At 68.2% G+C, this 20,638-nt stretch carries 17 protein-coding genes; 11 read left to right on the forward strand and 6 right to left on the reverse strand.

What is annotated here, in order from left to right:
• Positions 1-10 precede the first annotated feature (10 nt).
• Complete coding sequence (coaA, locus tag BLU38_RS19005) at positions 11-967, reverse strand: type I pantothenate kinase (protein WP_231919930.1); 957 nt, start codon at positions 965-967, stop codon at positions 11-13.
• A gap of 197 nt (positions 968-1,164) precedes the next feature.
• Between coaA and glmS the strand changes: the two genes are divergently transcribed.
• From glmS to BLU38_RS19060, 11 genes are all read left to right on the forward strand, one after another.
• Positions 1,165-3,009, forward strand: a complete 1,845-nt coding sequence (glmS, locus tag BLU38_RS19010; protein WP_091527029.1) for a glutamine--fructose-6-phosphate transaminase (isomerizing) — start codon at positions 1,165-1,167, stop codon at positions 3,007-3,009.
• A 10-nt stretch (positions 3,010-3,019) separates the two neighbouring features.
• Positions 3,020-3,370, forward strand: coding sequence for a holo-ACP synthase (locus BLU38_RS19015; protein ID WP_091527030.1), 351 nt, complete (start codon positions 3,020-3,022; stop codon positions 3,368-3,370).
• Between the two features lie 54 nt (positions 3,371-3,424).
• Complete coding sequence (locus tag BLU38_RS19020; protein ID WP_091527031.1) at positions 3,425-4,900, forward strand: NAD(P)H-hydrate epimerase; 1,476 nt, start codon at positions 3,425-3,427, stop codon at positions 4,898-4,900.
• Positions 4,897-6,063, forward strand: coding sequence for an alanine racemase (gene alr / locus BLU38_RS19025; RefSeq protein ID WP_091527032.1), 1,167 nt, complete (start codon positions 4,897-4,899; stop codon positions 6,061-6,063). Before BLU38_RS19020 ends, alr begins: the two co-directional genes overlap by 4 nt.
• Before the next feature lie 20 nt (positions 6,064-6,083).
• Entirely contained in the window at positions 6,084-7,205 is a 1,122-nt protein-coding gene (locus BLU38_RS19030) for an alpha/beta fold hydrolase (RefSeq protein ID WP_157683557.1), read from the forward strand.
• A gap of 281 nt (positions 7,206-7,486) precedes the next feature.
• Positions 7,487-9,679, forward strand: a complete 2,193-nt coding sequence (locus tag BLU38_RS19035; RefSeq protein WP_091527034.1) for a DEAD/DEAH box helicase — start codon at positions 7,487-7,489, stop codon at positions 9,677-9,679.
• Positions 9,676-10,674 carry a tRNA (adenosine(37)-N6)-threonylcarbamoyltransferase complex ATPase subunit type 1 TsaE gene (gene tsaE / locus BLU38_RS19040; RefSeq protein WP_091527035.1) on the forward strand — a complete coding sequence of 333 codons (999 nt, stop codon included), beginning with the start codon at positions 9,676-9,678 and terminating at the stop codon, positions 10,672-10,674. The genes BLU38_RS19035 and tsaE overlap by 4 nt, the downstream gene beginning before the upstream one ends.
• Positions 10,667-11,323 carry a tRNA (adenosine(37)-N6)-threonylcarbamoyltransferase complex dimerization subunit type 1 TsaB gene (tsaB, locus tag BLU38_RS19045; protein ID WP_091527036.1) on the forward strand — a complete coding sequence of 219 codons (657 nt, stop codon included), beginning with the start codon at positions 10,667-10,669 and terminating at the stop codon, positions 11,321-11,323. The genes tsaE and tsaB overlap by 8 nt, the downstream gene beginning before the upstream one ends.
• Positions 11,324-11,331: 8 nt before the next feature.
• Entirely contained in the window at positions 11,332-11,829 is a 498-nt protein-coding gene (locus tag BLU38_RS19050) for a GNAT family N-acetyltransferase (RefSeq protein WP_172836181.1), read from the forward strand.
• A 2-nt stretch (positions 11,830-11,831) separates the two neighbouring features.
• Positions 11,832-12,893: a tRNA (adenosine(37)-N6)-threonylcarbamoyltransferase complex transferase subunit TsaD gene (gene tsaD / locus BLU38_RS19055; protein WP_091532771.1), complete on the forward strand. Its 1,062-nt coding sequence runs from the start codon at positions 11,832-11,834 to the stop codon at positions 12,891-12,893.
• Positions 12,894-13,007: 114 nt separating this feature from the next.
• Entirely contained in the window at positions 13,008-14,258 is a 1,251-nt protein-coding gene (locus tag BLU38_RS19060) for a cytochrome P450 (protein ID WP_091527038.1), read from the forward strand.
• A gap of 655 nt (positions 14,259-14,913) precedes the next feature.
• On the opposite strand, the gene BLU38_RS19065 is transcribed toward BLU38_RS19060, so the two are convergent.
• From BLU38_RS19065 to BLU38_RS19090, 5 genes are all read right to left on the reverse strand, one after another.
• A complete protein-coding gene (locus BLU38_RS19065) occupies positions 14,914-15,699 on the reverse strand; it encodes a GNAT family N-acetyltransferase (protein WP_197679779.1) in 786 nt (261 codons plus the stop codon).
• A 354-nt stretch (positions 15,700-16,053) separates the two neighbouring features.
• Entirely contained in the window at positions 16,054-17,442 is a 1,389-nt protein-coding gene (locus BLU38_RS19075) for an IS30 family transposase (protein ID WP_091518609.1), read from the reverse strand.
• A gap of 216 nt (positions 17,443-17,658) precedes the next feature.
• On the reverse strand, positions 17,659-18,723 hold the full coding sequence (locus tag BLU38_RS19080; protein WP_091527040.1) for an ABC transporter ATP-binding protein: 1,065 nt from the start codon (positions 18,721-18,723) through the stop codon (positions 17,659-17,661).
• A complete protein-coding gene (locus BLU38_RS19085; protein WP_172836182.1) occupies positions 18,720-19,751 on the reverse strand; it encodes an ABC transporter ATP-binding protein in 1,032 nt (343 codons plus the stop codon). The genes BLU38_RS19080 and BLU38_RS19085 overlap by 4 nt, the downstream gene beginning before the upstream one ends.
• Positions 19,752-19,782: 31 nt before the next feature.
• Positions 19,783-20,631, reverse strand: a complete 849-nt coding sequence (locus tag BLU38_RS19090) for an ABC transporter permease (protein WP_091527042.1) — start codon at positions 20,629-20,631, stop codon at positions 19,783-19,785.
• Positions 20,632-20,638 lie beyond the last annotated feature (7 nt).

Consider the following 20,638-nt stretch of genomic DNA (forward strand, 5'->3'; position numbering starts at 1 on the left):
GGCGACCGGATCAGAGCTTGCGGATCCGTACCCAGTCGACGCGATGGTGATCGCCCTTCCGCAACACCGCGGTCGCCCGTCCCCTGGTCGGCAGCACGTTGGTGACCAGATTCGGGCCGTTGATCGAGTCCCAGATCGACTCCGCGGTCCGGACCGCTTCGTCGTCGCTGAGCGCCGCGAACCGGGTGAAGTAGGACCGCGGATCACGAAACGCCGTCCGGCGCAGTTCCAGGAAACGCTGCACGTACCACTGCCGGATCGCCTCGGTCCGGGCATCGATGTAGACCGAGAAGTCGAAGAAGTCGCTCAACGCCAGCCCGGTGGTGCCGTCCGGCCGCGGCCGGGCAGGCTGCAGCACGTTCAGGCCCTCGATGATCAGGATGTCCGGCCGCCGGACGACGATCCGCCGGTCCGGCACGATGTCGTAGCTCAGATGGTCGTAGACCGGTGCACTGACGTCGTCCTTGCCCGACTTCAGGTCCATCACGAAGCGCAGCAACGCCCGCCGGTCGTAGGACTCCGGGAACCCCTTGCGTTCCATGATCCCGCGACGCTGCAGTTCGGCATTGGGAAACAGGAAACCGTCGGTGGTGACCAGCTCCACCCGCGGATGTTCCGGCCAGCCGGCCAGCAGCGCCTGCAGCAGCCGGGCCGTGGTCGACTTGCCGACCGCGACCGAGCCGGCCACACCGATCACGAACGGTGTCCGGCCCACCGACAGCCGCAGGAAGTCGTTGCTGGCCTGATGCAGGTCACCGGTGTGCCGGACGTATTCGGCCAGCAGTCGGGTCAGCGGCAGGTACACGTCCCGGACGTCGTCCAGGCTGGTCGGATCCTGCATGCCACGCAGCGACGCCAGCGTGTCGGCGGTCAGCGTCAGCGGCGTCGAACTGGCCAGTTCGGCCCAGTCTGCGCGGCTGCGTTCGACGTACGGACTCGCGGTCTCGGTGTCGTGGTGATTCGGCACGCGCTCGATTATCGCCGCTGCGGCGGGCCGCGCCGCAACCTGCCCCGACCCCAGCGCTGTCGGATCATCAGCGGCCCCGCTGCGAAATCCCGCCTCACCGATGCCGTTGCGGTGCAAGTTTCTACCCCTCCATCGGTTCGGCATCAAGCGGCGTCGGCCGTCAGGAACGGCGGTCGCGAACGGTTATCCTGCCTCGCATGTGCGGGATCGTCGGATACGTGGGTGCGGGTCGAGCCGCAGAGATCATCATGGCCGGGCTGAAGCGGCTGGAGTACCGCGGTTATGACTCCGCCGGTGTGGCGGTGGTCACCGACCGGACGATCGCGTCGGCGAAGAAGGCCGGCAAGCTCGGTAACCTCGGCCAGCAGTTGGCCGAGTCCCCGTTGCCGTTCGACGGCATCGGCATCGGACACACCCGGTGGGCGACCCATGGCGTACCGAACGACAGCAACGCCCACCCGCACCTGTCCTTCGACGGTCGGGTCGCCGTGGTGCACAACGGCATCATCGAGAATTTCGCGGTGCTCCGCGCCGAGCTCACAGCGGCTGGCATCGCGCTGGCTTCCGACACCGACACCGAAGTGGTCGCGCACCTGCTGGCACAGCAACTGGCCGGCGGTGCCGGGCTGGCCGACGCGATGCGTACGGTGTGCAACCGGCTGGACGGCGCCTTCACCCTGGTCGCGGTCGAGCGGGACGATCCGGAGCTGGTGGTCGGCGCTCGCCGCAACTCCCCGCTGGTGGTGGGGGTCGGCAAGGGTGAGAACTATCTGGCCTCCGATGTTGCCGCCTTCATCGACCACACCCGGGACGCGATCGAGCTGGGCCAGGACCAAGTGGTCGAGATCCGCGCCGACTCGGTCACGGTGACCGGTTTCGACGGCGCACCGGCCCAGGTGCATCCGTACCACGTGGACTGGGATCTGTCGGCCGCCCAGAAGGACGGCTTCGACTGGTTCATGCGCAAGGAGATCTACGAACAGCCGAAGGCCGTCGGCGACACCCTGCTCGGACGCTACGACGCCGACGGATCGCTGACCCTGGACGAGCTGCGGATCTCCAAGGCCGACCTGCGCCGGATCGACAAGATCATCATCGTCGCCTGCGGCACGGCCTCCTACGCCGGGCTGGTCGCCAAGTATGCGATCGAGCACTGGACCCGGATCGCCTGCGAGGTCGAACTGGCGCACGAGTTCCGCTACCGGGATCCGATCGTCACCTCGAACACGCTGGTGGTCTGCATCAGTCAGTCCGGCGAGACCGCCGACTCACTGATGGCGATCCGGCACGCCAGCGAACAGGGCGCCAAGGTGCTCGCCATCTGCAACACCAACGGTTCGACGATCCCGCGGGAATCCGATGCGGTGATCTACACCCACGCCGGACCCGAGATCGGGGTCGCCTCGACCAAGGGCTTCACCACCCAGCTGGTGGCCTGCTACCTGCTGGGGCTCTATCTGGCCCAGGTCCGCGGCACCCTGTTCGGCGACGAGATCGGCAGGCTGATGGGCGAGCTGGAGCAGATGCCGCAGACCCTGGAACGGGTGCTGGAGAATGCCGACCCGGTGCTCAAGTTGGCCGCCGACTTCGCCGACGCGCCGTCGGTGCTCTTCCTCGGCCGGCATGTCGGCTACCCGGTGGCGCTGGAGGGTGCGCTGAAGCTCAAGGAGCTGGCCTACATCCACGCCGAGGGCTTCGCCGCCGGTGAGCTCAAGCACGGCCCGATCGCGCTGATCCAGGACCGGCTGCCGGTCTTCGTCGTGGTGCCGCCGCAGGGCCGCGACATGCTGCACGACAAGGTGGTGTCCAACATCGCCGAGATCCGGGCCCGGGGCGCCCTGACCGTGGTGCTGGCCGAGGACGACGACACCGAGATCGAGTCGCTGGCCGACGTCTGGATCCGACTGCCCAAGGTGTCCACCTTGTTGCAGCCGCTGGTGGCCACCATTCCGCTGCAACTGTTCGCCTGCGAGCTGGCGACCAAGAAGGGTCACGACGTGGATCAGCCGCGCAATCTGGCCAAGTCGGTCACAGTGGAATGAGCCGCCGACCATGATCATCGGGGTCGGCATCGACGTCTGCGATGTGTCCCGGTTCGCCCTGACCATCCAGCGACGGCCCGGTCTGGTCAAGCGGCTGTTCACCAGCCGTGAGGCGGAGCGGCCGACGGCATCGCTGGCTGCCCGGTTCGCGGCCAAGGAGGCCCTGGCCAAGGCGCTGGGCGCGCCGAGCGGACTGTCCTGGCTGGACGCCGAGATCGAGACCGACGAGGTCGGCAAACCGTCGCTGCGGATCACCGGCACGGTCGCCGATCGGGCCGCGGCGCTGGGTGTCGCACGGATCCACGTCTCACTGAGCCATGATGCCGGGATAGCCTCGGCTTTTGTGATCTGCGAGGACTGAACGGCTCGCAGCGGATCGACGACCGGCACCGGTGGGAGGAGCGAGGCGACGACGATGCAGACGGCCTATCCGGTGCACGACATCCGACGCCTGGAAGAGGCGGCGATCGCCGCCGACCCGCGGCACGATCTGATGCAGGCCGCCGCCGGCGCGCTCGCCGCCGTCGTCGCCGGCGAACTCGTCGAACGCCGCGGAGCTGTCTACGGTGCCAGGGTCCTGCTGCTGATCGGCGGCGGCAACAACGGCGGCGACGCGCTCTTCGCCGGGGCGCTGCTGGCACGACGAGGGGTCGCGGTCCGTGCGCTGCCGGTGCTCGGTACGCCGCATCCGGCGGGACTCGCGGCATTGCGCCGGGCCGGTGGCCGGATCCTCGAACCCTTGGCGGTGGACGAGCAGGCCGAGACCGTCCCACAGGGCTGCGATCTCGCCGTCGACGGCGTCCTCGGCATTGGCGGGCGGCCCGGGCTTCCCGATCGGGTCGCCGCCGTGCTGGACCGGCTGAACGACCTGCGGGTGCCGATCGTCGCGGTCGATCTACCGTCCGGGGTCGACGCCGACACCGGTGCCGTTCCCGGCGCCGCGGTGACGGCCGCAGTCACGGTCAGCTTCGGCGCCGCCAAACCCTGCCAGCTGATCGAGCCGGCGCGCAGCCGGTGCGGTCGGGTCGTCGATGTCGATCTTGGTTTCGGCCATGACGATCGGCTGACCCGGATCAGCGCGCTGGACGAAGATGATCTTGCGCGGGATTGGCCCTACCCGGGCGTGACCAGCAGCAAGTACACCCGTGGTGTGGTCGGTATCGACGCCGGTTCGGACAGCTATCCCGGCGCGGGCATCCTGGCCGCCCACGGCGCGGTGTATGCCGGCGCCGGGATGGTGCGCTTCCACGGAGCCGAGGAATCCCGACGGGTGCTGACCGGCGCGCTGCCCAACATCGTCTACGGCGACGGCCGGGTGCAGGCGATGCTGTACGGCTCCGGCTGGGGTGATCGGCCCGACGGCGCCGACGTGATCGCGCACGGCTTGGAGACCGGCCTGCCTGCCGTGGTGGACGCCGACGGCCTGCAACGGTTGCCGGCCGGCGGACTCTCCCCGGAGTGGTTGATCACGCCGCATGCCGGTGAGCTGGCCCGACTGCTCGGCTGCGACCGGGGCGAGGTCGAGAGCGACCCGGTCGGCGCCGCACATCGTGGCGCGGACCGGACCCATGCCACCGTGCTGCTCAAGGGCGCGACCCAGGTCGTCGCCCGCCCGGGACGGCGCTCGGTGCTGATCGCCGTACCGGGGCCGGCGTGGACCGCGCAGGCAGGGTCGGGTGATGTGTTGGCCGGTATCTGCGCGACTCTGTTGGCGGCCGGTGTCCCGGCAGCCCGGGCAGGAGCGCTCGGCGCGTCACTGCAGGCGGTGACCGCCGCGGAGTTCCCCGGACCGGTGCCGCCGCATCGGCTGGCCGAACACGCGGCCACTGTCCTCGGACGACTCGGACAACGGGCCGCCGGCGCGGCCGATCGGGAAGGAAGCCGATCATGATCGACGAATCGATCTTCCCCGGTCCGGGGGCCGTCGGGATCGCACCGCAGACGGCCTCGGCCGTTGTTGATCTTGGTGCGTTCAGTCGGAATCTCACCCGACTGCGCGAGCATGTCGGCAGCACGCCGGTGATGGTGGTGGTGAAGGCCGACGGCTACGGGCACGGCATGATCAACTGTTCCCGTGCCGCCCGACAGGCCGGCGCAGACTGGCTCGGCGCCGCAACACCGACCGAGGCCCTGCAGCTTCGCGAATCCGGCGATCAGGGTCGACTGCTGTGCTGGCTCTACGGCCCGGACGAGGATCTGGAACCGGTGGTCGCCGCCGACATCGACATCGCCGCCCATTCGGCCGAACAGATCTCCATGATCACCGCGGCGGCCGGTGCGGTGGAGCGGACCGCCCGGGTCCATCTCAAGATCGACACCGGGCTGTCCCGCAACGGTGCGGCGGCGGACCGCTGGCCCGAGCTGTGCGCGATCGCGGCCGAGGCGGAGCAGGCGGGTGCGGTGCGGATTGCCGGGATCTGGTCGCATTTCGCGGCTGCCGACGAACCCGGCCACCCGTCGATCGCCCGCCAGCAGGAAGCGTTCAGCGCGGCGCTGACCTCGGCAGAGGAGTTCGGACTGTCCCCGGAGGTCAGGCACCTGGCCAACTCCGCGGCCGGCCTCACCCTGCCGGACACCCACTACGACCTGGTCCGGTTGGGGATCGCCTGCTACGGCATCGAACCCGCGCCCGGTCTGGCTGCCGGTGTCGGAGTTGATCTTGAACCGGTGATGACGCTGCGCGCGCAGCTGGCGGCGGTGAAACCGATCGCGGCCGGGGAAGGCGTCTCCTACGGTCACACCTGGACCGCGGACACCGACACCGTGGTCGGCCTGGTCCCGCTGGGCTACGGTGACGGCATCCCGGTAGCTGCCAGCAATCGAGCCGAGGTGCAGGTCGGTGGCCGGCGGGCTCCGATCCGTGGCCGGGTGTGCATGGACCAGTTCGTGGTCGACCTCGGCCCCGGCGCCACCGAAGCGATGGGCGACGAGGTGATCATCTTCTCCGGCCGTGATCGCGGGCCGACCGCCGAGGACTGGGCGGACGTCTGCGGCACCATCGGATATGAGATCGTCACCCGGATCGGTGTCCGGGTGCCGCGGGAATATCGCTGAGGGGCAGGGGAGTGGCGAACGTGGGCAGAGGCGAGGGGATCGGACTGGTCGCCGGCGTTGCCGCATTGGCGCTCGGCGGGATCGCCGCCGGTTTCAAGCTGGAGCGCGAACTGGTCGGCCGCCGTCTCCGCCCGCAGTTGGCCGAGGCCGGCTCCGAACCGTTCTTCAGCCTCCGCTCCAGCGGCCCGACGGTGGAGACCCTGGACGGTGTTCGGCTGCACGTCGAGGTCGACGAACTCCGATCCGAGCCCAACTCGCCGACGCGGACCGCCGAGCCGGTCGAGGGGCAGCGGCCGACTCTCGTCTTCGTGCACGGCTACGCGCTGAGCCTCGACTGCTGGCATTTCCAGCGCAAACACTTCCGCGATCGCTATCGGATGATCTTCTACGACCAGCGATCGCACGGTCGGTCGGACCGATCGGCGGCCAAGCTGTGCCGGATCCCGCAGCTGGCCACCGATCTGGCTCAGATCCTGCAGGAGGTCGCCGGATCGGGGCCGGTGATCCTGATCGGCCACTCGATGGGTGGCATGACGATCATGGAACTGGCCCGGCAGCATCCGGAATGGTTCGGCCGGTACCGGCCGGGCAGTACTGACCGAACGGTGGACGGGGTCGGCCCGATCATCGGCGTCGGGCTGGTCTGCACCTCCGCAGACGACCTGCTCGACCGGCACCCGGTCCGAGGATTCCCCGGCCGGGTCGCCAGTCGGCTCGCCGAACCGGCAATGGCGGTCCTGAACCGGATCCCGACCGCGGTCGAGCAGACCCGGAAGGCCGGATCGGACCTGGCCTATCTGATCACTCGGGAGATGTCCTACCCGTCCCCGGTACCGCCGTCCTACGTCAAGTTTCTCGGCGAGATGCTGTCGGTCACGCCGTTGGACGTGATCGCCGACTTCTATCCGGCGTTCGCCGACCTGGACGAGGTGGACGGTCTGAAAGTGATCAACACCGTTCCCACCACGGTGATCGGCGGCAAGCAGGATCTGGTGCTCCCGTTCCGGCACACCGAGGCGATCCTGGACGAGCTGCCCGACGCGGCCCGATTGGTCCTGGATCCGTGCGGCCACATGGCGATGATCGAGCACCATCAACGGGTCGACCGGGCGCTGGACGAACTGATCGACCGGGCGATCTGAAGCGGGCGCCGGGATAGCCGAACCGGGCCCGATTGGGCAGGAACGCCGCCGACGCGTACCATGGAACCCAACGCGGCTGCCGTGGGCGGCCCGGGTCGGCGATCAGCCGGTTGCCCGTTTTGCTTCCACCTGTCCACTCGATCGACTTCGAGTTGTGGCGCCCTTGCGTCCGGACGGTCGCCGCGAACCCAATGAAGCGTGCGTCCATTCCGAGGCCTCGGAGCCTCACCCGGGCGCGTGCGCCCGATCGCCGGTCAGCTACCGGCGCAGAAGAGAGACTCATGCCTTCAGCAGGATCCGCCGCGTCGTCGGCGGGCAAGAAGACCAAGCGCCATCAGCGTTCCGATCCCAACTCGAGCAAGCGGCGCTGGACCGCGGCCGAGCGGGCCGCCAAGGGCCGTAAGCCGCGTCGCCGCGGTGGCGTGGACGACACGTTCGATCGCAACACGTCGTCCCGTGAGCGCGGCTTCGAGGGCCGCATGACCCGTACCGATGACCGCCGCGATGGTCGCCGGAGCGATGACCGGCGCAACGACCGGCGCAGCGATGATCGCGGCTTCGACCGGGGCTTCAACCGGTCCGACGACCGCGGCTTCAACCGGTCCGACGACCGCGGTTTCAACCGTGGCAACGACCGTGGCGACAACCGTGGCGACAGCCGGGGCTACAACCGTGGCGACGACCGCCCGCGCAACGATCGCTTCGACCGCTCCGGCAGCGGCCGCTCCGACCGTCCGCGCGGCGACCGGTTCGAGCGCCCGAGCAACGGCCGCTCCGACCGCCCGCGCGGTGACCGGTACGACCGGCCGCGTGCCGACCGGTTCGACCGGTCGAACAACGATCGCTCCGACCGCCCGCAGGGTGGCCGCGGTGCAGAGTCGCGCGGCCGCCGGTGGGACGAGGATCGGCCCGCGCAACGGGACCGTTCCGGTGACCGCCGGCCGAACCGCCGCGATGACCGTGATGTCGCCCAGCGCGACATCTCCCTCGATGTCCGGGCCGACCGGACCGAGCAGGCTGCTCCGGCCGCGCTGGAGACCCCGGACGTCAACGTCGGCTTCGCCGATCTCGGCGTGGCCACCGAACTGGTCGACCGGCTCGCCGCCGACGGCATCCTGACACCGTTCCCGATCCAGGCAGCCTCCATCCCGGACGCGGTGTCCGGACGCGATGTCCTCGGCCGTGGCCGGACGGGCTCGGGCAAGACCTTGGGTTTTGGTCTGCCGATGCTCACCCGGCTCACCGCAGGCAAGCGTCGCCGGGAACCGCGCGGACTGATCCTGCTGCCGACCCGCGAGCTGGCCACCCAGGTCTCCGACGTGCTGGCCCCGCTGGCTCGTGCCGTCGGACTGCGGACGATGCTGGTGGCCGGCGGGATGTCCTACGTGCCGCAGCTGAAGGCCCTGGACAACGGCGTCGACATCGTCATCGGCACCCCCGGCCGGCTGATCGACCTGATGGAGCGCGGCGATCTGCTGCTGGACTTCGTCGAGATCACCGTGCTGGACGAGGCCGACCATATGGCCGATCTGGGCTTCCTGCCTGACGTCACCACTCTGCTGGACGCGGTGCCGTCGACCGGGCAGCGGATGCTGTTCTCCGCGACCCTGGATCGTGGCGTGGACCGGGTCGTCCAGCAGTACCTGCACGATCCGAGCACCCATCAGGTGGACACCGCCCAGGCCTCGGTCGACACGATGACCCACTACCTGTTGCCGATCGCACCGTCGGACAAGCGGACGATCACCGCCGAGATCGCCAATCGCGACGGCCGGACCGTGATCTTCGTCCGCACCCAGCTCGGCGCCGACCGGGTCGCCGAACAGCTCCGCGAGGCCGGCGTGATGGCCGGGGCCCTGCACGGCGGCCTGCCGCAGGGGGCCCGGACCCGTACGTTGGAGGCGTTCAAGACCGGTACCTTGCCGGTCCTGGTCGCCACCGACGTCGCCGCCCGCGGCATCCACGTCGACGAGGTCGGGCTGGTGCTCCAGGTGGATCCGCCGACCGATCCGAAGACCTATCTGCACCGCTCCGGGCGGACCGCGCGGGCCGGTCAGGCCGGCGTCGTGGTCACCCTGGTGCTGCCCAACCAGCGGCGGCAGATCCGGCGGCTGGCGCAGGACGCCGGCGTCACCGCTGTCCAGCTGGATGCCCGCCCCGGCGACGAGGCGTTGGCCGAGGCGACCGGATCGCTGCCGACCAACACCGAGCCGATCAGCGAGCGCGAGTACGCCAAGGTGATCGCGCCGCGTCAACCCAAGCGGGGCCCGGGTGGTCGCGGTCAGGGTGGTCGCGGTCAGGGAGGTCGTCAGGGCGGCTTCGGCGGCAAGGGACGTGGCTGGAACCGGCACGGTGGACGGGGCCCGGAGGGTCGCGGCCCCGGCGCCCGGGACGGCCGCCGCGGCGGTGACGGTTTCGACCGGCGGAAGTCCGGCGGCGACCGGCAGCGGGCCACCTACGATAACGGGCGATGACCGAAGCAGAACCTGTTGTGACCTACCACCGTGCCGGCGCGCAGCACGCCGCCGGCATGGTGGAGGTGATCCATGCCGCTTTCGGCGCGCGGCCACCGCTCGACCCGCCGTCCACCGCCGACGCGGAGACGCCGGAGACGGTCACCGAGGCACTGGCCGCCGGCACCGGTGTCTACGCGACCGTCGACGACCGACCGGCGGGAGTGATCATCATCGAGCCGTCGGAATCCGGCACCGGCATCCTGCGCCGGGTCTCGGTGCACCCCGACTTCCAGCGACACGGAATCGCCTCGACCATGGTCGCCGAATGCCAACTGCTGGCCACCGAATTGGGCTGCCGCCGGCTGGAGCTCTTTGCTCGCGGTGAGTTTCCCGAGCTGATCGGCTACTGGCAGCACCGCGGCTTCGCCATCGTTCGGCAGGCGCCGCACGGTGTCGTGCTGGGTCGGGAGCTGCCCCGTCGGCTGCTGGTCCCGACCCCCGACGCCATGCACGAGCTCGGGCGGCGGATCGCAGCCCGGTCCCGGGCCGGTGACGTGATCATCGCCTCCGGTGATCTCGGCGCAGGCAAGACCACCCTGACCCAGGGCATCGGCAGCGGGCTGGGTGCCACCGGGCAGATCATCTCGCCGACCTTCGTCCTGTCCCGGATCCATCCCGGCGCCGACGGGCATCCCGATCTGGTGCATGTCGACGCCTACCGGCTCTCCACACCCGACGAACTGCTCGATCTCGACCTCGACGAGTCTCTCGACCGGTCGGTCACCGTCGTCGAGTGGGGCGAGGGGATCGCCGAACAGCTGAGTGCCGAACGACTGCAGGTGCTCGTGCTGCGCGGCGCCGACCCGGAGGACGAGACCCGTACGGTGTTGCTCTCGTCCAGCGGCGAGCGATGGTCCGACGATGATCTTGACGCGCTCGTCGGTGCGGCCGCGGACAGCGACGATGACACCTCCCGTGTTGATCAACAACGAGGAGTGGCAGCCCATGGCTGAGCAGCTGATCCTCGGTCTGGACACGGCGACCCTGGTCCAGGTCGGACTGTCCGACGGCGCCGACGTGCTGGCCTCACGCACCTTCGACGACCCGCGCCGGCACGTCGAACAGCTGGCGCCGCTGATCGCTGAAACGGCCGCCGGGGCCGGGGTGTCGCTCAGCGCGCTGACCAAGATCATCGTCGGTCTGGGGCCCGGTCCGTACACCGGTTTGCGGGTCGGTATCGCCACCGCACGCACCCTCGGCGCGGCCCTCGGGGTCGAGGTCCGCGGTGTCTGCAGCCTGGACGGACTGGCCGCCCAGTGGCTGGCTGCGGAGCAACCGCCGACCGGTGAGTTCCTGATTGCGACCGACGCCCGCCGTCGCGAGGTCTACTGGGCCCAGTACGGCGCCGACGGTGTCCGCATCGCCGGCCCGTCGGTCGGGTCGCCGGCCGATCTGCCGGACCTGCCGCTCGGTGGTCCGGCCGGCAGCAGCTACCCCGAGCTGCCGATCGCCGACGGTGCGCCGACCCGACTCGACGCCGGAGTGCTGGCATCGGCCGGGACGCGCCTACCCGACGCGGGCATCGAACCGCTCTACCTCCGCAGCCCCGACGCGACGCCACCCGGCCCGCGCAAATCGGTGCTCCCCAAGGTCCTGCCATGACCCCACCCATGACGTTGTCAGAGGGTGGTTACGCCGTCGCGCAACTGCCGTCCGACAGCTCCGCGGTGGTGGATGCGGTGATGGCGTTGGAGGAGACCGGTTTCGAGGTCGGTGAACAGTGGAGCCGGAACAGTTGGGAGTCCGAGTTCGACGACCCGTGTGAGGTGCTCGGGGCCAAGGACGCGTCCGGTGCCTTGATCGGCGTGATCGCGTTGCGCTACGGCGGTGACACCGTTGATCTTGATCGGATCGTCGTTGCGCCGTCGGCCCGCCGACGCGGGGTCGGTCGTTCGTTGATCATGACAGCGCTGGTGCAAGCGCGGCTCCGTCGCGTCACCGAGATGATCTTGGAAGTGCGGACCGACAATGAACCGGCCGTCACCCTCTATCGCGAGCTCGGATTCACCGCGGTGACCGTTCGCTCCGATTACTACGGGCCCGGTCGCGACGCGCAGGTGATGAAGGCCGACACGGGTGCGAGGAAGGCAAGGACGAACCAGGCATGAATGTGAGTGGACCGCTGATCCTGGGCATCGAGTCCTCCTGCGACGAGACCGGCATCGGCATCGTCCGTGGCCATCAACTGCTGGCCAACGAGGTGGCCTCCAGTGTGGAGGAACACGTCCGCTTCGGCGGCGTGGTCCCCGAGGTCGCCAGCCGGGCCCACCTGGAGGCGATCGTGCCGACATTGGAACGGGCACTGGCCACGGCCGATGTCGATCTTGCCGAGATCGACGCGATCGCCGTCACCGCCGGACCGGGATTGATAGGCGCACTGGTGGTCGGGATCGCCGCAGCCAAGGCCCTCGCGCTGGCCACCGGCAAACCGCTCTACGGCGTCAACCACCTCGCCGGACACGTCGCGGTCGACCTCCTCGACCACGGACCGCTGCCGCAGCCGGCGGTCGCGCTGCTGGTGTCCGGCGGCCACACCTCATTGCTCCGGGTCGACGACGTCGCCTCCTCGATCACCGAGATCGGCAGCACCATCGACGATGCGGCGGGCGAGGCCTACGACAAGGTCGCTCGGCTGCTCGGCCTGCCCTATCCGGGCGGGCCGGTGATCGACCGGATCGCGCGCGGCACGGACTCCGAACCGGCCGGCGACCCGACCGCGATCCGCTTCCCGCGCGGTCTGACCGCCCGGCACGACCTGGTCGCGCACCGCTTCGACTTCTCCTTCTCCGGGCTGAAGACCGCGGTGGCGCGCTGGGTCGAGCTCCGCCGGCGGGACGGTCAGGACATCCCGCTGGCCGATGTCGCCGCCAGTTTCCAGGAGGCGGTCTGTGATGTGCTCAGCGCCAAGGCCGTCGACGCCTGTGACGCCCTCGGGGCGACCGATCTGCTGATCGGTGGCGGGGTCGCCGCCAACGGTCGGCTGCGTGCGTTGCTGGAGCACCGGACCGCCGAGCGCGGCATCACGCTGCGCCGGCCGAAGCCCGCGCTGTGTACCGACAACGGCGCGATGATCGCCGTCCTCGGTGCCGAAGTGGTGGACCGTGACCTGCCGCCGTCGTCGCTGGACTTCGGCGCAGATTCGACGCTGCCGGTGAGCCGCCCACTGGTCTGACGTTGGGCTGGTCCGGCAATCAGGGAGATATCCGTGACATCTGTCCGTTGAACTCCGTACGGCCCGTGCCAAGCTGGTTCCCGAGGTGGCACGGCGAACGGAGAGGGCGAATCGATGGCGATCGGGCGGCAACAACTGGCGTTCATCAAGGAGTTGTACGGGGTCCGGCTCAAACTCGGCTGGCACGGCTACCTCCGACGAGATCCGTCCGCCCTGCTGCACCTGGAGCCGGGACGGCAGGATCCGTACCCGCTGTATGAGCAGGTCAGAGCCCGTGGCCGGGTGTCGACCACACCGCTGGGCAATCTGATCACCGTCGATCACGAGGTCTGCAACCAGGTGTTGCGATCCCGGGACTTCGTCGCCGCCGAGGACAACAACGATGATCATCAACTCTCCCTGCTGGACATGAATCCGCCCGACCACACCAGGCTCCGCCGGCTCGTGGCGCCGGACTTCACCGCCAAGCGAGTGACCCGGTTCACGCCGCAGATCGAGCAGGTGCTGGCCCAGTTGATCAAGAAGGTGCCGCGGGACCGGCCCTTCGATCTGGTGTCCGAGGTGGCAGCTCCGTTGCCGATCGCGGTGATCACCGAGCTGCTCGGGATCCCCGATGCCAATGCCGAAGAATTCGCCCATCACGGGCAGGAGTTCGGCAGTGCGCTCGGCGGCATCCAGTCGCTGTCCCACGCCCGCCGGCTGGCTGCCACCAGGAAGCGGTTGGCCGAGATCTTCACCGAGGTCTTCGAGCTGCGCCGTCGGGAACCGAGCGATGACGTGATCGGTCGGATCGTCGCCGAGGACAGCCCGGTCCGGCCCGACGAGCTCGTCCCGTTGTGCACGTTGCTGCTGATCGCCGGCTTCGAGACGACGGTCAACCTGATCGGCAACACGGTGCTGGCGTTGCTGTCCAACCCCGACCAGTGGCAGCTGCTGACCGATGATCCTGACCTTGCGGACAAGGCGATCGAGGAAGGGCTGCGCTACGACTCCCCGGTCCAGCGGACCGGTCGGCTGGCCACCACCGACACCGAGCTCGCCGGTCGCCCGGTCAAGGCGGGGGAGTGGATCCTGACCGCCATCGGCGGCGCCAATCGTGACCCGCGGGTGTTCACCGAGCCGGACCGGTTCGACATCGGCCGGGACAATGCCGATGATCATCTGTCCTTCTCCGGTGGCATCCACTACTGCCTCGGCGCAGCCCTGGCCCGGTTGGAGGCAGGGATCGCGCTGCGCACCATCGCCACCGAGTTCCCCGATCTGCAACTCGCAGGGGATCGCCGGCGGCGGCCCGGCAGCCTGATCCGGGGCATGCAGTACTTCCCTGTCCAGGCGCCGAAACTGCGGCAGACCGTGATCGTCTGAGGCAGACTTTCCGCGGTGCCAGACGACCGGTTCGCGGTCCGCTGTCGAGATCGGCCGGAGCTTGACAGATCGTCCCCGGCGTACCTGGGCGAGCCCTGTTCGATCGACGAGGGCGACTCACTGCGCGGCAGGGCTTGGGTCGTGTCGTCCGCGCTCCGAACGGGCCACTCTTCAAACGCCGAAACTGTCCAGTTCTACGGCGCCGCTGACAAGCGGCGCGGTCGCCCATGGACCCTCCCACCTCGCACAGCGGACGAGGGACGGGCCTCTTAGCCGTAGGAGGTACCTGACCGGGCGAGGTCCGTCCGGGCTGTCTGTTCCGGTGAACTTGCCCGAGAGGGTTGTTGCCGAACGACCAGGATCACAGCATTCTGCTCGGGCAACTTGATTCACGGTGGGATGCCAGAGTTACTCGAGGATCGGGTTGTCAGGACCGGGCATTGACAACTCCAAGCTCGAGTAGCTTGCCGCGACCCGATCTGACGGCGGTAAACAGCGACGTTCCCGCTGGAACGTCCGGAGAGATTCTTGCCGCCAATCCAGACTGCCCGGTGCAGGATCCTCTGCGACACCGACGTCTGGTCGTGATCTTGGGGTCCTGCCGAATCCGGGGCGATCACCGGGCGGCCGCCGGGTTGTCTGGCGGTCGACTGGATCAGGCGTTGCGGCAGAGGTCTGGTACTGGTTTGCCAGCCTCAAATCCTGCGGACGCGTAGGTGGCTAAGGCGCCGGCGTTGGAACTCTCAGCGCAGACGATCGCGCTTGAGGAGCCCATGCGATGAAGCGCGGCAGCTGCCGCCAGGGTGATGGCTCTGCCGTAGCCCTGTCCGCGATGGTCCCGGTGGACGCCCATGGGTTCTATCAGGCCCGGCCGATGCGGACCGGCTGACCATACTGTGGTGACCGCGACGGTGACCCCTTGCTCATCGAATGCGGCGAGGCTGCACCCTCGGGAGTAGACCGGCCCGGTCACCATTGTGAGCCACTTCTGGACGAGCCTGCTGCGGTCCGGTTCGGTGAGCTGGGTGCCGCGGAAGGCTGACGAATGGACGGCCACCCAATCCTCGGCTCGGTCGGCGCCCATCTCGTCCACCCGCACGCCGACATGCTCTGGCGGATCGCGGAGACTTCGGCTAAATGGTGTCCACGTGTCTGAGTCCTGCCATCCGTGTTGCAGGAGGACGCGCCGCAATTGCTGCGCGCCACGGGCTTCGATGGTCGCTTCCCCGGCGGCGAGCAGGCCGCGTTCGGGTGTGTTCAGATCGGTGAGGATCTGTCGCGCGAGATCGTCATCGTCGCGCAGGTCCGGGGTCGAAGGCCATGCGAAGTAGGTCAGGGCCGTCCAGGAGACCGAGCGCGACGATCTTTCCGTTGCGTACCCAGGTCCGGGTCGCGGCGGCTGTCGCAGGCAGGCCCCGCATGGAATACCAGCCGAAGTCACCCGGGTGCAGTTGCAGGGGAGCGCCATCGTGCTGCCAAGCAGTCAAGGTCTGAAGAACATTCTCCAACTCGGAGATCGAAGGAGTGGTCATGACGATGCTCACTGAGTGATCAAACCATGGACGCCATTGCATGCCACGGTACCTATTCGGGACACGGGCGACACTTCAATCCGCCACTCCGCATCCGATCGCCTAGCTCGTCGACCGCACCGATCGGGTGGTCCGGGTCCAGATGGCCGGCGATCCGCAGCAACTGATCGGTGTCACCGGTGGTGATATCGACGATCGAGGCCAGCGTTCGGGGTTGGCGGCGCAAACTTTGCAGCAGCAGCGGACCTGGCCGCCCGGCGGATTCAAGCTGTCGATGCAACAGATTGGTCGTCGTCGTTTGAGAGTAGTCGTTGGAGTGCTTCGGCTGGGGTGGCCCACTCCAGTGTTTTGCGGGGTCGGGTGTTGAGTTCGGCGGCGACCTGGTCGAGGAGCCCGGGCCCGTAGAAGGACAGGTCGGCGCCTTTGGGGAAGTACTGCCGCAGGAGCCCGTTGGTGTTCTCGTTGGTGCCACGTTGCCAGGGTGAGTGTGGATCGCAGAAGTAGACCGGAATCCCGGTCTCGGCGGTGATCTTGGTGTGGAGGGCCATCTCGCTGCCCTGGTCCCAGGTCAAGGACCGTTTGAGCTGTTCGGGTAGTTCGGTGATCTTGGCCGTCATCGCCTTGGCCACGGTCTGGGCGGTGTGGTCGTCGGGCAGGTGTAGCAACAGTACGAATCGGGTGGTGCGCTCGACCAGGGTGCCGATTGCGGACTTGCCGTGGGCGCCGATGATCAGGTCGCCTTCCCAGTGGCCGGGCATCAGCCGATCGTCGGCCTCGGCCGGGCGGTCGTGGATCGAGGACATGTCTTTCAACTTTGGCCGCAATTGCCGCCCCTGGTGTCGGCGTTGGACGCGGCCGGTGCGTAGTGCTTTGGCCTCGCCCAACCGTTGCTCGACCTCTCGTGCCAGCTCGCCCTTGGGGCGAACGTAGAGGGCCTGGTAGATCGTCTCGTGGGACACACGCATCTCCGGGTCGGCGGGAAAGTCCAGCCGCAGCCGCTGCGAGATCTGCTCCGGACTGTGTTTGGCAACCAACCGTTCCACGACTTCGTCGAACAAGCGAGTGCCAGGCACCAGCCGGGGCCGGGCGCCGGCCCGGTGCCGGCGCTGCTCGACCTTCGATTGGCCGATGCGGGCCCGATAGGATCCATCGACCTGGTCGGTGCCGCGGGCGATCTCACGGGTGATCGTGGACCGCGGTCTCCCCAACAGGTCAGCGATCCGGCTCGGTTTGTAGTGAAGGTTCAACAGGTCCTCGACCCGACACCGCTCGGTGAAGGTCACCATGCCATGGCCGGGCGTGATCTGGGCCTCGACCTCGGGATTCACCGTCGGTGGACGCACACCGCCAGCCTGCTGGAACCAGCGATAGCCGGTGACATCAGACACGCCCGCCGCGGCGGCTGCAGCCCGGACGCCCGCACCCTTGCGGAGCTCGGCCCAAAACAGCGGCCGCAACCGCGCTGATACCGAAGCCTCCAGACGGCCATGCCCCGGGGCCGGCAGCCCCAGGCCTGCCCAACCACCTGCGTCGGCCAGCCATCGATAACCACACACCGGCGACACCCCGACCGCGCGGGACGCGACCAGGATCGAAGCGCCCGATCGCAACGCAGCCCAGAACTCCTCGGTCGGCATGAACCTCGCCGCCATATGCAACACCTTCCTCTGGATCAGGTGTTGCATCTATTTCTTGAGTCTGCTCCCGGGTATCGGGCCTGGGATGGGCCACTGCTGCGACGTTGTTCGCGCCCGACGCCGATCACCGCAGGGCGTGGACGATCGAGCGAGGAGCAATCATGGGGTGCTGCCAGGGAGCGATCCCTTGTGTGAAGCCGGTCAACCGCCGGGGCCGCCATCCGAAGTCGATCATCGATTGTGCGCCGTTGCCAGTCCTTCGTCGATCTCGACATCCGCGGCGCCCGGCTCGACCACCGTCCGTACGGCATCGGGCAGATCCGGGACGCGTTCGGGATACAGACATGCCGCACGGTGACCCGGCGCGACCTCGATCAGCGGCGGGCGGGTGCTGCGGCAGGCGTCATCGGCAAACGGGCAGCGATTGGCGAAGATGCACCCGGTGAGCGATGGTGGCTGATCGACCCGATCCTCCAGATCGGCCTCGTCGATCTGACGGGCACGCGCTCGGACGGTCCGTGGGTCGGGGACCGGGATCGCCTCCAGCAACTGAAAGCTGTACGGATGCCGCGGTCGGCCGATGATCTGCTCGGCAGGCCCCTCCTCGACCACCTGTCCGAAGAACATCACCACGATCCGGCCGCCACGGGTGAAATAGCGGACGACGCCGAAGTCGTGACTGATGAAGACGTAGGCCAAGCCCTCCTCGGCCTGCAAGGCCAACAACAGATCGAGGATGGCCACCCGGACCGACACGTCCAGCATGCTGGTCGGCTCGTCGGCGACGATCAGGTCCGGTCGCAGACTGACCGCACGGGCGATGGCGAACCGCTGCCGTTGGCCGCCGGACAGCTGATGCGGGAACCGACGCAGAAACGCCTCGTCGTCGTCCAGCCCGACCAACGCCAGCAGCCGCAGCGCCTCCTCGGTCACCTGCCGTCGTGGCACGATCTTGTGCCGCAGCAGACCGGGGCGCAGCGACTCCATCAGCGTCAGCCCCGGGTTCAGCGAAGCGTACGGATCCTGCTGGATGATCTGGACCCGGCGGCGGTAGCCGTTCCACGCCGATCGGGGCAGCTTCCAGACCTGCTGGTCGTCGAAGATCACCTCACCCTCGGTCGGTTTCAGCAGACCGCTGGCGATCCGACCCAGGGTGGTCTTGCCGCAGCCGGACTCGCCGACCACGGCGACCACCGAGTCCTTCGCCACCTCGAGGCTGACATCGTCCAGCGCCGGCAGCGGCGCGGTGCTGTTCGGGTAGTACTGGGTCAGATTTCTTACCTGCAACAGACTCATCGCGGCACCTCCACGGCAGCGTCAAGATCGTGGTCGGCCTGATCGTTGACCACGTGACAGGCGATCCCGTGCCCGTTGGGATCGGACAACAACGGCGGGTCGACCTCTCGGCAGCGCTCCTCGGCCAGCGGGCACCGCAGGGCGAACCGACAGCCGACCGGCATCTCGGCCAGACTCGGCACCCGCCCGGGGATCGGTTTGATCAGCTCGGTGTCCCCGTTCACACTGGGCACCGCGCGGATCAGCGCGTTGACATAGGGATGTCGACGGTGGTCGTAGAAGATCTCGTCGAGCGTGCCGGCCTCGACCAGTTTGCCGGCGTACATCACCGCCACCCGATCGGCGAGTTCGGCGACCAGCGCAAGATCATGAGTGATGAAGATGATCGTCACCCCGAGTCGTTCGTGCAGGTCACGCAGGATGTCGATCACCAGCCGTTGGCTCAGGATGTCCAGTGCGGTGGTGGGCTCGTCCAGTAACAGCACCGACGGCTTCAGCAGCAGCGCCAGCGCGATGGCCACCCGCTGTTTCATGCCGCCGGAGAACCGGCTCTCATAGCCGTTCCAGATCACCTCCGGATCCAGCCGGACGAGCCGGATCAGCTCGTCGAAGTAGTTCCGCCCCTCCTGCCTGGTCCGATAGACACCCGGGTGCGCATCCAGCACATGCTCGACCTGCTTGCCGATCGTGACCACCGGGTTGAAGGCGTTCATCGCCGCCTGGAACACCATCGAGACGTCGGCCGCTCGCATTCGGTTCAACTCGCTGCGCGACATGCTGGTCAGACTGCGATCCTTGAATCTGACCTCACCGGTCGACACCTTCCCCGGTGGCGGCACCATCCCCAGCAGCGCATAGGCCAGCGTCGACTTGCCACAGCCGGACTCGCCGGCCAGCGCATAGATGTCGCCCTGGCGAATGCTCAGACTGACCCGGTCGACCGCCCGCAGGCCACCGAAGTCGACGCTGACGTCATCGAGTTCGAGGACGACGGGAGGCCGTTCCTGATCGATCTCGGGTGAGCTCATGCTGTGCCCTTCGAAGTGATGAACAGTCATCTCACTGCACCCTCAACCGAGGATTGAAGACCTTGTCCAACGCCCGGGAGAACATCACCAGGGCCATCTGCAGCAACACGATCGCGGTCATCGGTGCGAACAGGTAGGTCATGCTGTCGCTGGTGTAGAGCGCCCCCTGGTTCACGGCGAGATTGATCATGGTCCCCCAGTTGGTTCCGCTGACCGGCGCGATGCCGAGGACGAACAGCCCGACCTGGGCATAGATCGCTCCGGTCACCGCCAGCAGGAAGTGGATCGCGACGTAGGGGCCGACGTTGGGAAGCAGCTGTCGGCCGATGATGTTGCCCATCCGCAGGTTCTGTGCTCGTGCGGCGTCGATGAAGTCCGACGTCCGGATGCTCAGGGCCTGGGAACGAACAGCTCGCGCCAGGCCGGCCCAGGCCGTCACCGAGAGGATGACGGCCAGCAGCCACGGGCTCTGGGTGTGCACGATGCTGGCGATGACGATGATCAGCGGAAGTCCGGGGATGGTCAGGAAGATGTCGGTGACCCGCATGATCACGTAGTCGGCCACGCCGCCGACGTAGCCGCTGAACAGGCCGACGACCACGCCGACGGAGATCACGATCACCGCGGTGGCCAGGCCGACCTCGATCACCGGTCGGGTGCCGACGACCAGGCTGGTCAATGTGTCGTTGCCCAGGAAGTCGGTGCCCAACGGATGCTTCAGCGACGGCCCGAGGTAGGGCTGGCTCATCGGCAGATCCTCGACGTGGAAGAGCATCGGGCCGAAGATCGCCACCAGCAGGTAGATCACGACGATGCTGCCGCCGACCAGGGCCGTCGTGTCGTCACGCAGGATCCGCCAGAAGTCCTTGAGGAAATCCATCACCGCT

Origin of the sequence: Microlunatus soli (genome assembly GCF_900105385.1) — a bacterium.
Taxonomy (GTDB): domain Bacteria; phylum Actinomycetota; class Actinomycetes; order Propionibacteriales; family Propionibacteriaceae; genus Microlunatus; species Microlunatus soli.